The organism is Streptomyces sp. NPDC055099, from assembly GCF_053607685.1.
In genome coordinates this window covers 561,440-574,458 of the sequence record NZ_JBSGUA010000004.1, presented here as the reverse complement: position 1 = coordinate 574,458, position 13,019 = coordinate 561,440, and the positions used below count along the sequence as shown (strand labels likewise).

The following is a 13,019-nucleotide window of genomic DNA, read 5'->3' as shown; positions in this document are numbered from 1 at the left end:
CCCCATGCAAGGTCTGCCTCACGCTGGGCCGAGCAAAGGAGCCGTTTCACCGTGCGCATCTCCCACCACCCCCGCATCCCCAGAAGGGCAGCCGCCGCTGCCGCCGTCCTCGCCGTGCTCCTGCCGCTGAGCGCCTGTGGCGACGGAGGCGACGGCGGCGGTTCGACCGACGCGTCCGGCAAGATCGAGGGCGAGATCACCTTCCAGACCTGGAACCTGAAGGCGAACTTCAAGTCGTACTTCGAGGGCGTCGTCGACGGCTTCGAGAAGAAGTACCCCGGCACGAAGGTCAACTGGGTCGACCAGCCCGGCGAGGGCTACGCCGACAAGATCAGCGCCGACGCCGCGGCCGGCACCCTGCCCGACGTCGTCAACGTCTCGCCCGACCTGGTGGCCCCGCTCGCCAAGGCGGGTCTCGCGCTCGACCTCGACAAGGCCGCGGGCAAGTACGAGAAGGAGTACCTGCCGGGGGCGTGGAAGAGCCACCAGATACCGGGCACGGAAGGCACGTACGCCTTCCCCTGGTACCTGAACACCGGCCCGCTCTTCTACAACAAGCGGATCTTCAAGGAGGCCGGGCTCGACGCCGACAAGCCCCCGAAGACGTACGACGAACTCTTCGCCGACGCGCTGAAGCTGTCGAAGGAGACCGACGGCAAGACCGCCACGCTCGCAAACGTCCCCACCATCGAGGACTTCGGGCGCTACGGCGTACCGCTGATGGACAAGGAAGGGACCAGGTTCACCTTCAACGGCCCCAAGGGCGTCGAACTCCTCACCAAGTACAAGGAGTTGTACGACGCGAAGGCCCTGGACAGCCAGGCCCTCACCGCCACGCCCGAGTCGACGGGCAAGAAGTTCCTCACCGAGGCCGTCGCCATGAACCCCGGAAGCGCCCTGGACCTCGGCAAGTTCAAGAAGGACGCGCCCGGTCTCTACAAGAACATCGGGATCACGCCGCAGATCACCAACACCGGCAAGGACAACATGTACGTGATGGGTGTCATGGTGAACACCCGCACCAAGCAGACGCCCGCCGCCGTGGCCTTCGCCCACTACGTGACGGACGCGCAGCGCCAGATGTCCTTCGCCAAGAAGGTGGCGATCTTCCCCAGCACGAAGGGTTCGCTCGACGACCCGTACTTCACCAAGCAGGACGGCACCGACGACACGCGGGTGCGGGTCGCCGCCGCCAAGTCCATCAAGACCGCGGTGAACTACACGCCCGTGCTGTTCAGTGAGCAGATGAAGATCGAGCTGCGCAACGGCGTCGCCCGGGCGCTGCAGGGCAAGCAGAGTCCCAAGGAAGCGCTTGACAACGCTGTCAAGAACTGTGACCGGCTGCTGAAGCAGAGCTGAGAAGACGACACGGACCACCAACATGAAAAGCTCCAGCGCCGCGGCCGGCCAAAGCCAGGGCCGTCGCATCAGACGTCAACTGCCGTCCAGCCCCTGGCTGTTCGCGGCACCGGGTCTGCTGATCGTCGGCATCTTCATCCTCTATCCGTTCGTCAGCACGCTCATCAACTCCTTCACCGACAAGCGCACCCTGATCCCGGGGGAGTACGTCGGCCTGGACAACTTCCGGGAGCTGCTGCACGACGACATGTTCTGGATCGGGCTGCGCAACTCGACGCTCTACATCGTGGGGGTAGTCCCCGCTCTCGTCCTGTTGCCGCTGCTCCTCGCGATGCTCGTCCAGAAGCACATCCCCGGCATCACCTTCTTCCGGTCCGCCTTCTACACGCCGGTGGTCGCGTCCATCGTCGTGGTGGGCCTGATCTGGGTGTGGATGCTGGATGAACGGGGCCTGGTCAACGCGGTGTTGGAGGCCGTGGGCGTCGGCTCGGTCGGCTTCCTCAGCGACCAGTGGCTGCTCCTGACGAGCGCCATGGCCGTCACGGTCTGGAAGGGCCTCGGCTACTACATGATCATTTACCTGGCGGCGCTCGCCAACGTGCCGCGCGAACTCCACGAGGCCGCGTCGGTGGACGGCGCGGGCGCGGTGCGCCGCTTCTTCACGGTCACCGTCCCCGCCGTCCGCTCCACCATGGTGCTGGTGGCCGCGCTGTCCTCGGTCGCCGCCTTCAAGGTGTTCTCCGAGGTCTATCTGATGGCCGGGCCCAACGGCGGTCCGGCGGGCGAGGACACCACCCTGGTGATGCTGGTGCAACGCGTCGGCACCGGCCTGACCGGCCGCGTCGGGTACGCGTCGGCCATCTCGGTCGTCGTCTTCGTCGTCACCGTCGCGCTGATGCTGCTCGTGCTGCGCGCGGACCGGAAGGAGGACTGAACTCGTGAGCATCGCGACCGACACGCGCAAGACCGGCCGAGCGGAGGAGAAGACGGAGGGGCAGGCGCGGAAGGGCGGCGCCCGCAGGCGCGGGCGGATCACCGACGAGAACGGCCGCCGGATGCCCGTATGGGAGATCATCCTGCGCTACGGTCTCCTGCTCGCCGTACTGGCCCTGATGATCGGCCCGTTCCTCTGGCAGCTGTCGACCTCCCTCAAGGGCCCGCACGAGAACATCTTCAGCTCCCCGCCCGAGTTCCTGCCGAGCAGCCCGACCTTCCACAACTACGAGCGCGTCGCCGACACCATCCCCGTCTGGGACTACGCGCTCAACTCCCTGAAGGTGGCCGCCGCCAACGTGGTGACCAACTGCGTGGGCGCCACCCTCGCCGGCTACGCGCTCGCCCGCCTGCGCTACCGGGGCCGCCGCGCGGCCACGATCGTGTTCGTCCTCGCCATGCTGGTGCCCGTGGAGGGCATCATCATCGCCCAGTTCACGACCATGCGGGAGCTGGGCCTGAACAACACCCTCATCGGTGTGCTGCTGCCCGGCTGCGTCTCCGCGCTCAACGTCCTGCTGATGCGCAACGCCTTTCTGAACCTGCCGTACGAGATCGAGGAAGCCGCGTACGTCGACGGCGCGAACGTCTGGCAGCGGTTCCTGCGGATCGCCCTGCCCGCGGTCAAGGGCACGCTCGCCGTGGTGGCGATCTTCGCCTTCATGGGCGCCTGGGACGACTTCCTCTGGCCGCTGATCGTGCTGAGCGACCCGGACAGGTTCACCCTGACCATCGGCCTGAACTACCTGCACGGCACGTTCGCCAACGACGAGCGGCTGGTCGCCGCGGGCACGGTCATCGCAGTGCTCCCGCTGATCGTGCTCTTCGCCTGCCTCCAGCGGTACTTCTTCCGCGGGGTGGGCGAGGGGGCGGTCAAGGGCTGAGCCGCCGCCGCGTCCCCCCCCACACACCGGCCCCGCACCGGACCCCCGCACCCCCGAGAACCAGGACTCGCATGTCTCGTACGACCCGTGTGCCCTCCGCCGCGCCGCGCTTCGGCGCGAACTACACCCCCAGCCAGGGGTGGTTCCACCACTGGCTCGACTTCGACATCGACGCCGTGCGCGCCGATCTCGACGCGATCGCCGCGCTCGGCCTCGACCACATCCGGGTCTTCCCGATCTGGCCGTACTTCCAGCCCAACCGCACCCTGATCCGGCCGCGCGCCGTGGAACAGCTCGTCGCCCTCGCGGACGCCGCGGCCGAGCGCGGGCTCGATGTCAACGTCGACGGACTACAGGGGCACCTGTCCAGCTTCGACTTCCTGCCCGCATGGACGCAGACGTGGCACCGGCGGAACATCTTCACCGACCCGGATGTCGTGGAGGGCGAGGTCACATACCTGCGTACGCTCGCCGCCGCCCTGGCCGACCGCCCGAACTTCATCGGCATGACCATCGGCAACGAGGTCAACCAGTTCTCGGCGGGCCCGCATCCCGACCCCGACCGCATCACCCAGGACCAGGCGGGGGAGTGGCTGCGGCGGGTGCTCGCCGCGTGCGAGGAGGGTGCGCCCGGCAAGCTGCATCTGCACGCCGAGTACGACGCCGCCTGGTACCAGGACGACCAGCCCTTCACCCCGGCCCAGGCCGCGCGCCTCGGCGGCGCGACCGCCGTGCACTCCTGGGTGTTCAACGGCACGGCCCAGCGGCACGGGCGGGGCGGTGTCGCCACCGCGCAGCACGCGGCGTACATGATCGAACTGTCCAAGGCGTGGGCGGACGATCCGCACCGTCCGGTGTGGCTCCAGGAGGTGGGCGCACCGGCCCCTCTCATCCCCGCGGAACACGCGGCTGCCTTCACCGAGGCGACGGTGGAGGCGGCGCTCGACTGTGCGGATGTGTGGGGGGTGACGTGGTGGTGCTCGCATGATGTCTCGCGGGGGCTGTCCGACTTCCCTGAACTTGAGTACAGCCTGGGGCTGTTGACGAATGCGGGCCGGGCCAAGCCGGGGGGCGAGGCACTGGCGCGGCTTGCGAAGGAGTGGCGGGGGCGGGGGTATGTGCCTGCCGTGCGGGGCACCGCTGTGGTGGTCGAGGACTCGCCTTCGGAGCGGTCCGCGTGTGCGCCCGGGGGCGCGGTGTTCGACGCCTTCATGGGCCTTGTCGCGGACGGGGTCCGGCCTACGACGGTGCTTGCGAGCCGGGTGGGGGACTCGGCGCACTTGGCTGCGCGGGGCATTACGGAGGTCGTGCGGCCGGGGGAGGTCGGCTAGGCCAAAGTTCCGTTCCTTCCCCCACCCCGCCCCTTCCCGAAACTCGCTGCGCGAGGGCCTCCTCAAACGCCGGAGAGGCTGAAAGATTCAGCCCCTCCGGCGATCGAGGGCTTCCAGCCCGTCCGGCGTTTGAGGACGAACTCGGCGGAGCCGGTGATTGACGGCACCCAAGGCCCCCGCGCCAGAGCGGGTTTTCGGGAAGGGGCGGGGGTGGGGGCAACGAAATCCGCTCACCCCCAGAACCCGCAGTGAACGAGCAACCGGAGAACCCACATGCATGACGACCGCACCCTCATAGAAGCCCGCCTGAAGCGCGTCCTCGACGAGCGCATTCGGCCCGCCGTCTACCCCGAGTCCGTACCGCTGGACGTAGCGGTGTGGACCGCTCCGGGCGAGCCGGTCCCAGTAGCCGAAGGCCTCGCCGCAGAGACGTCGCCGACCGAGGTAGGCGCACGATGGGGCGCCCCCTGGGCCACCAGTTGGTTCCAGGTGACCGGCACCGTCCCCGAGGAATGGGCGGGGAAGACCGTCGAGGCCATCCTCGACCTCGGCTTCGACGAGAACATGCCCGGCTTCCAGTGCGAGGGCCTGGTCTACCGCCCCGACGGCACCCCGGTGAAGGGCCTCAACCCCCGCAACCAGTGGGTGCGGATCGCCGCCCCGGCGACCGGCGGCGAAGACGTCCACCTGCACATCGAGGCCGCCTCCAACCCCGTCATCCTCGACTACCACCCCTTCTTGCCCACCCAGCTCGGCGACAAGGAGACGGCCGGCAGCGAGCCCCAGTACAAGCTCGCCCGCATGGACCTCGCCGTCTTCGACGAGACCGTGTGGCAGCTCGTCATCGATCTCGAAGTGCTCGGCGAGCTGATGCAGGAGCTGCCCGAGGACTCCGGGCGGCGGTACGCGATCGTGCGGGCCATCGGCCGCGCCCTGGACGCCGTGGACCTCCAGGACGTGAACGGTTCGGCGCCCGCCGCCCGCGCCGAGCTCGAAGGCGTCCTCACCACCCCCGCCGAGCCCTCGGCGCACCGCATCAGCGCCGTCGGTCACGCGCACATCGACTCCGCGTGGCTGTGGCCGCTGCGTGAGACGGTGCGCAAGGTCGCGCGTACGACGTCGAACATGACCGCGCTCATCGAGGACGAGCCGGACTTCGTCTTCGCCATGTCGCAGGCGCAGCAGTGGGCGTGGGTCAAGGAGCACCGGCCCGAGGTGTGGGCGAAGGTCAAGAAGGCGGTCGCCGACGGGCGGTTCGTGCCCGCGGGCGGCATGTGGGTCGAGTCGGACACGAACATGCCGGGGTCGGAGGCGATGGCCCGGCAGTTCGTGCACGGCAAGCGGTTCTTCCTCGACGAGTTCGGCGTCGAGAACGACGAGGCGTGGCTGCCCGACACCTTCGGCTTCGCCGCCGGTCTTCCGCAGATCATCAAGGCGGCGGGTTCCAAGTGGCTGCTGACCCAGAAGATCTCCTGGTCGCAGACCAACCGCTTCCCGCACCACACCTTCAACTGGGAAGGCATCGACGGCACCCGCATCTTCACGCACTTCCCGCCCGTCGACACCTACAACTGCTCCATGAAGGGCAGCGAGATCGCCCACGCGGCGAAGAACTTCAAGGACAAGGGCGTCGCCCGGCATTCCCTCGCCCCGACGGGCTGGGGTGACGGAGGCGGCGGCACCACCCGCGAGATGATCGCGAAGGCGGGGCGTCTGCGGGACCTGGAGGGCTCGGCGACCGTCGAGTGGGAGACCCCCGCCGCGTTCTTCGAGAAGGCCGAGGCGGAGTATCCGAACGCTCCCGTCTGGGTGGGCGAGCTGTACCTGGAACTCCACCGCGCCACGCTCACCAGCCAGGCAGGCACCAAGCAGGGCAACCGCCGCAGCGAGCACCTGCTGAGGGAGGCGGAGCTGTGGGCGGCGACGGCGGCGGTCCGCGTACCTGACTTCGCCTACCCCTACGAGGATTTGGACCGCATCTGGAAGACGGTGCTGCTCCACCAGTTCCACGACATCCTGCCCGGCTCGTCCATCGCCTGGGTGCACCGGGAGGCGCGCGCGACATACGCGAAGGTCGCCGAGGAGCTGAACGGCATCATCGACGCGGCCCAGCGGGCGCTCGCCGGGGAGGGCGGCGGCACGGACACCACCCTCGTCTTCAACTCCACCCCGCACACCCGCGACGGCGTCCCGGCGGGCGGCGCGCGGCCCGCCGCGGTCGACGGCCGGTCGGCGATCGCCTCGCGTGCCGACGGCGGCTATGTGCTGGACAACGGTCTGCTGCGGGTCGAGATCGACGCGCGCGGTCTGATCGTCTCGGCGTACGACATCGTGGCCGACCGGGAGACCGTCGCGCCCGGCCAGGCGGCGAACCTGCCGCAGATCCACGCCGACTTCCCGAACATGTGGGACGCGTGGGACGTCGACGAGTTCTACCGGAACACGGTCACGGACCTGACGGATGCGGACACGGTCGAGCCCGTCGAGCCCGTCGAGAGCGGCGCCTCGGTCCGAGTCGTACGCAGCTTCGGCGCCTCGCGGCTCACGCAGACGCTGACCCTGTCGCCCGGCTCCATGCGCCTGGACATCGACACGGAGGTCGACTGGCACGAGACGGAGAAGTTCCTGAAGCTGGCGTTCCCGCTGGACATCCACGCGGAGCGGTACGCGTCGGAGACGCAGTTCGGCCACTTCTACCGGGCCACGCACACCAACACGAGCTGGGAGGCCGCCAAGTTCGAGGCGTGCAACCACCGCTTCGTGCACGTGGAGGAGCCGGGCTGGGGCGTGGCTCTGGTCACCGACTCGACGTACGGCCACGACGTGACCCGCACAGTGCGCGCCTCGGACTCCGGCACGACCACGACGGTCCGCGCCTCGCTCCTGCGCGCCCCGCGCTTCCCCGACCCCGAGACGGACCAGGGCGTCCACCGTTTCCGGCACGCGCTGGTCCCGGGGGCCGGGATCGGCGACGCGGTGCGTGAGGGCTACCGGATCAACCTGCCCGAGCGGCAGGTCCCGGGCGGCGCCGAGGTGGCCCCGCTGGTGACCCTCGACAACGACGCCGTGGTCGTCACCGCGGTCAAGCTCGCCGACGACGGCAGCGGTGACGTGGTCGTCCGCTTCCACGAGTCGCGGGGCGGCCGGGCGAAGGCAACGCTGACAGCGGGCTTCGCGGTGGGCTCGGTAGAAGTGACGGACCTCTTGGAGCGCCCGCTCACAGACGCCACGACCCCCGAGCGGTCGGATGACGCCATCGCACTGACGCTGCGCCCGTTCGAACTGATGACGCTACGGCTGACGCGCGGCTGACGCGCGGCTGACGCTGAGCGAGGGAGACGCCGGGGAGACGCCGGGGGCAGACGAACAGTCCCGCCCGCCCGGCGTCTTCGCGCGCTCCTCTTACCGGCGCACACTGGCCCCCATGCCTGTCGCGCTGCACCACATCGTCATCGACGCCCACGACCTGCCCGCCCTGGCCCGCTTCTGGGCGCAGGCGCTCCGCTGGCGGATACTGTCCGAGCGGGAGCGGGAGGTGGTCATCGGCCCCGACGAGACCGCTCCGGTGGGCATCTGCTTCATGCCGGTGACGGACCGCAAGGTCGTCAAGAACCGTCTGCACCTCGACCTGACGTCCGAGGCGGAGGACCGGGACGCCGAGATTGCCCGCCTGCTCGCGCTCGGGGCGCGGAGGGCGGAGGTCGGACAGACCGGCGAGGAATCCTGGACGGTCCTTGCCGATCCGGAGGGAAACGAGTTCTGCGTGGTCCGCCCGAAGAAGTCCCTCATCGGCTAGGGCGGCTCTGGCGAATCTCCGTGGGGTCGCGGCGCGTCAGCCGTCCACCTGTGCCCGCATCCACTCCTCCACCTCTCCCACGTGCGCCGCCGCCGCGGCCCTCGCCGCCTCGGGGTCCCGGGCCACCAACGCCCGGTGGATGCGGGCGTGTTCCCGGCGGGTGCGTTCGAAGGCGCCCTCTTCCTGGTAGCCGCGCCAGACCCTCGCGCGGAACGTGCGGGACGACAGGCCCTCCAGGATGGCCGCCATCGTGTCGTTGCCCGCCGCCAGGGCGATCGTGCGGTGGAACGCCAGGTCGTGGGAGAGGATCTCCTCCGGGTCCTCCGTGGCGTTCATGGCCTCCAAGTGTTTCTCCACGTCCGCCAGTTGGTCGGCGGAGATCCGTGCCGCCGCCAGCGCCGTCGCCGTGGATTCGAGGACCCGGCGTACCTCCAGGAGCTCCACGAGGCGCGGGCCTCGTGACAGGTCGGCCACGACGCCGAAGGTCTCAAGGAGGTCGCCTGCCTCCAGCTGAGTGACGTAGATGCCCGAGCCGTGCCGGGCCTCCAGGACGCCCATCACCGTGAGCGCGCGGATCGCCTCCCGCATGGAGCTCCGTGAGATGCCCAGCTGCGTGGCCAAGTCCCGTTCCGTGGGCAGACGTTGGCCCGGTTCGAGCCGGCCCTCCCCGATCATCGCCTTGATCTGCTCGATGGCCCGCTGCGTCACGGTGCCCTTCTGCGGGGCGGTCTGGTCCACGTAACGCTCCTCCACTAGCCGAGTGCGCCGCAGTCTAGCCAGAGATGTGGTCGGACCACTACGGCCCGAAAGCGGGAAAACTTGGCGTCGAGGGGTGTTGTGAGCGCCAAGTGGTCTGATAAATATTCGCCCATCAGTCGCCAGTACTCCCGATCCACGCTCGATGAGGAGCCGTCAGATGGCCGGCAGAACAGTGCGCGACAGGGCAGGCAACAGGACCAGCAAGGCGGGGACCTCGCGTGTGGCGCGCATCGCTGCCGCTGCGGCCTGCGCGTCCCTCGTGCTCACGGCATGCGGCAGCACGAAGGACAGCGCGGCGCCCGCGGGCGGCGGAGGCGGCGGGGAGGGCAAGGTCGGGGTGATCCTGCCCCTGCTGACCTCGCCGTTCTGGCAGTCGTACAACGACTACGTGCCCAAGATGGCGAAGTCCGAGGACGTCGACGCGTTGAAGACCGTCAACTCCAACAGTGACCCCTCGCAGCAGATCACCGACATCAACAACCAGCTCAACCAAGGGGTCAAGGGGCTCGTCGTCGCGCCGCTCGACAGCGCGGCCATCTCCGCGGGACTCGACCAGGCCGAGCGCAAGGGCGTCCCCGTGGTCGCCGTCGACGTGGCCCCCGAGAAGGGCAAGGTCGCGATGGTGGTGCGGGCCAACAACGTCGCGTACGGCGAGAAGGCCTGCGACTACCTCGGCGAGAAGGTCAAGACCGGCAAGGTCGTCCAGATCATGGGAGACCTCGCCTCCGTCAACGGCCGCGAACGCTCCGAGGCGTTCCGCACCTGTGTGAAGGAGAAGTACCCCACGCTGAAGGTGCTGGAGATCCCCGCCAAGTGGGAGTCCGACACCGCCGCCTCCAAGCTGGACACGCTGCTCAACTCCAACCCCGACATCAAGGGCATCTACATGCAGGCGGGCGGCGTCTATCTCGCGCCCACCCTGCAGACCCTGAAGTCCAAGAAGATGCTGAAGGAGACGGGCGAGAAGGGCCACATCACCGTCATCTCGAACGACGGCATCCCGCAGGAGTTCGACGCCATCCGCAAGGGCCAGATCGACGCCACGGTCTCGCAGCCGGCCGACGCGTACGCCAAGTACGGCATGTACTACATCAAGGCCGCGATGAACGGGAAGAAGTTCAAGCCCGGCAAGACGGACCACGACTCCACCATCGTGAAGCTGCCCAGCGGCATCCTGGAGGACCAGCTTCCCGCGCCGCTGGTCACCAAGGAGAACGTGGACGACTCCGAGCTGTGGGGCAACACGGTCAAATGAGTACGCCGATGACCGAGCCCCCCACCGGCCTGACGACGACCCCGCTCGTCGAAGCGGCCGGCATCACCAAGCGGTACGGACCCACCGTCGCCCTGCAGGACGGACAGCTGACCGTCCTGCCCGGTGAGTCCCACGCCCTCGTCGGCCGCAACGGCGCGGGCAAGTCCACCCTCGTCACCATCCTCACCGGACTCCAGGCCCCGGACGCGGGCACCGTCCTCTTCGACGGGGAGCCCGCGCCGCCGCTCACCGACCGCGACGCCTGGCGCCGCAAGGTGGCCTGCGTCTACCAGAAGCCGACGGTCGTGCCCGATCTGACCGTCGCCGAGAACCTCTTCATCAACCGGCAGCCCGCGGGCCGCGGCGGCTTCATCAGCTGGCGCAAGCTGCGCGCCCAGGCCGCGGAGGTGCTCGACACCTGGGACGTGCGCGTCGACCCGGACGCACGCACCGCCGAACTCAAGGTCGAGGACCGGCAGATGGTCGAGATCGCGCGGGCGCTGAGCTTCGGGGCGCGGTTCATCGTCCTGGACGAGCCCACCGCGCAGCTCGACAACCGGGAGATCGAGCGGCTCTTCACGCGCATGCGCGCGCTCCAGGAGTCGGGGGTGACTTTCCTCTTCATCTCGCACCATCTCCAGGAGGTCTACGAGGTATGCCAGACCGTCACGGTCCTGCGCGACGCCCGCTGGATCACCACCGCCCCCGTGGCCGACCTGCCCCGCGCCGCCCTGGTCGAGGCCATGGCGGGCGAGGCCCTGCGGGAGAAGGAGGCCGCCGAGGAGTCCGTGGCCCGGACCGAGGTCCCCGCCGACGCCCCGGTGATGCTCGACGTCAGGGGTCTCGCCGGCGACTCGTACACGGGCGTCGACCTGACCGTCCGCAAGGGCGAGGTCGTGGGCCTCGCCGGGTCCAGCGGCAGCGGCAAGATCAACCTCGCGGAGACCATCGCGGGCCTGCACACGCCGACCGCGGGAAGCGCTCAACTCGACGGCAGGAAGCTGCCGTTCGGTGACGTCACCGCCTCGCTGCGGGCCGGAGTCGGCTGCGTGCCGCGCGACCGGCACGACCAGGGCCTGGTCTTCGGGATGACGATCGGCGACAACGCCACGATGACCGTGCTCGACCGGCTCGGCAAGTACGGCTTCGTGGGCACCGAGCGCAAGCGCGGCTTCGCCGAGGAGCTCATCGACCGCCTCGACATCCACGCCGAGGGACCCGACCAGCCCGTGTCGGACCTCTCCGGCGGCAATGCGCAGAAGGTCGTCATGGCGCGCGCCCTCGCCTCCGACCCGCGCCTCCTCGTCCTGATCAACCCCACCGCGGGCGTGGACGTGAAGTCCAAGGAGTCCCTGCTCGCCCGGATGGACAACGCCCGCGAGGACGGCACCGCCGTCCTCGTCGTCTCCGACGAACTGGACGACCTGCGACGCTGCGACCGCGTCCTGGTCCTCTTCCACGGCCGGGTCGTCGCGGAGCATGCGGCGGGCTTCACCGACCACGACCTGATCGCGTCGATCGAGGGCGTGGAAGAAACCGAAGGAGCACGAGAAGGAGTGAATGACCGTGGCTGACACGAAGGCCCCGTCGGCCTCGACCGCACCCGACCTGACCGCCAAGACCGACAACGCCCGCGCCCAGGCCCGGTCCGTGCTGCTCCGACGCGCACGTGAACTCGCGCTGGTCCCAGCCCTGTTGCTGCTCATACTGCTCGGCGCCCTGGTGAACGACTCCTTCCTGACGGAGCGAAACCTCATCTCGATCCTCGGCGCCTCCGCCGCCCTCGCGATGGTCGTGCTCGCCGAGTCCCTCGTCCTCATCACCGGCAAGTTCGACCTCTCCCTCGAATCGGTCGTCGGCATCGCGCCCGCCGTCGGCGCGCTGCTCGTGCTGCCCGCCGCGCAGGCCGGATTCGGCACCGAGATGCCCGCCGCGGTGGCCCTGCTCGCGATCCTCGGCGTCGGCGCGGTCATCGGCGCCTTCAACGGCATCCTCGTCGTGAAGCTCAAGCTCAACGCCTTCATCGTCACCCTCGCCATGCTGATCGTGCTGCGCGGGCTGCTGGTCGGCGCGACCGAGGGCAAGACGCTCTTCGGCATGCCCGACGCCTTCTACACCCTCGCCACCTCGACGTTCCTGACCATCCCGCTCTCGGTGTGGCTGGCCGCGATCTCCTTCGGCGTGGCCGGCTTCGTCCTCAAGTACCACCGCGTGGGGCGCGCCCTGTACGCGATCGGCGGCAACGCCGACGCGGCACGCGCGGCGGGCATCCGCGTCGAGCGCGTGATGCTCGGCGTGTTCGTCGTCGCCGGTGTCCTCGCCGCCGTCGGCGGACTCATGCAGACCGGCTACGTCGGCGCGATCAACGCCAACCAGGGCCAGAACATGATCTTCACCGTGTTCGCGGCCGCCGTCATCGGCGGCATCAGCCTCGACGGCGGCAAGGGCACCATGTTCGGCGCCCTCACCGGCGTCCTGCTGCTCGGCGTCGTACAGAACCTGCTCACCCTCGCCCAGGTGCCGTCCTTCTGGATCCAGGCCATCTACGGCGGAATCATCCTGGTCGCCCTGATGATCGCGCGGGTCACCACCGGCCGCGCACAGGACTGACCCCGCTCCGGGTTCCCCGTCTCCTTGCCCCT

Annotated in this window: 10 protein-coding genes; 9 read left to right on the top strand and 1 reads right to left on the bottom strand. The window is 69.3% G+C overall.

Features of this window, described 5'->3' with window-relative positions; genetic code table 11:
* The first annotated feature begins 51 nt into the window (after positions 1-51).
* From ACWFRU_RS14115 to ACWFRU_RS14090, 6 genes are all read left to right on the top strand, one after another.
* Entirely contained in the window at positions 52-1,359 is a 1,308-nt protein-coding gene (locus ACWFRU_RS14115) for an extracellular solute-binding protein (RefSeq protein WP_453686644.1), read from the top strand.
* Positions 1,360-1,381: 22 nt separating this feature from the next.
* The gene (locus ACWFRU_RS14110) at positions 1,382-2,293 is read left to right on the top strand and encodes a carbohydrate ABC transporter permease (protein ID WP_453686642.1); all 912 of its coding nucleotides are present in this window, start codon (positions 1,382-1,384) and stop codon (positions 2,291-2,293) included.
* Between the two features lie 97 nt (positions 2,294-2,390).
* Positions 2,391-3,236: a carbohydrate ABC transporter permease gene (locus ACWFRU_RS14105; RefSeq protein WP_453447114.1), complete on the top strand. Its 846-nt coding sequence runs from the start codon at positions 2,391-2,393 to the stop codon at positions 3,234-3,236.
* Between the two features lie 71 nt (positions 3,237-3,307).
* Positions 3,308-4,567, top strand: coding sequence for a glycoside hydrolase 5 family protein (locus ACWFRU_RS14100; RefSeq protein ID WP_453686640.1), 1,260 nt, complete (start codon positions 3,308-3,310; stop codon positions 4,565-4,567).
* Between the two features lie 273 nt (positions 4,568-4,840).
* On the top strand, positions 4,841-7,879 hold the full coding sequence (locus tag ACWFRU_RS14095) for an alpha-mannosidase (RefSeq protein WP_453686638.1): 3,039 nt from the start codon (positions 4,841-4,843) through the stop codon (positions 7,877-7,879).
* 112 nt (positions 7,880-7,991) lie between these two features.
* Positions 7,992-8,363 carry a VOC family protein gene (locus ACWFRU_RS14090; protein ID WP_453686637.1) on the top strand — a complete coding sequence of 124 codons (372 nt, stop codon included), beginning with the start codon at positions 7,992-7,994 and terminating at the stop codon, positions 8,361-8,363.
* A 36-nt stretch (positions 8,364-8,399) separates the two neighbouring features.
* Here ACWFRU_RS14090 and ACWFRU_RS14085 read toward each other — a convergent pair whose 3' ends face one another.
* The gene (locus tag ACWFRU_RS14085) at positions 8,400-9,101 is read right to left on the bottom strand and encodes a FadR/GntR family transcriptional regulator (RefSeq protein ID WP_453686635.1); all 702 of its coding nucleotides are present in this window, start codon (positions 9,099-9,101) and stop codon (positions 8,400-8,402) included.
* 178 nt (positions 9,102-9,279) lie between these two features.
* Between ACWFRU_RS14085 and ACWFRU_RS14080 the strand changes: the two genes are divergently transcribed.
* Genes ACWFRU_RS14080 through ACWFRU_RS14070 form a run of 3 tightly spaced genes read left to right on the top strand, consistent with a single transcriptional unit; the run spans position 9,280 to position 12,987 of the window.
* A complete protein-coding gene (locus tag ACWFRU_RS14080) occupies positions 9,280-10,377 on the top strand; it encodes a sugar ABC transporter substrate-binding protein (protein ID WP_453686633.1) in 1,098 nt (365 codons plus the stop codon).
* A gap of 8 nt (positions 10,378-10,385) precedes the next feature.
* On the top strand, positions 10,386-11,951 hold the full coding sequence (locus tag ACWFRU_RS14075) for a sugar ABC transporter ATP-binding protein (protein WP_453686631.1): 1,566 nt from the start codon (positions 10,386-10,388) through the stop codon (positions 11,949-11,951).
* Positions 11,944-12,987, top strand: a complete 1,044-nt coding sequence (locus ACWFRU_RS14070) for an ABC transporter permease (RefSeq protein ID WP_453686629.1) — start codon at positions 11,944-11,946, stop codon at positions 12,985-12,987. The genes ACWFRU_RS14075 and ACWFRU_RS14070 overlap by 8 nt, the downstream gene beginning before the upstream one ends.
* The last annotated feature ends 32 nt before the right edge of the window (positions 12,988-13,019 follow it).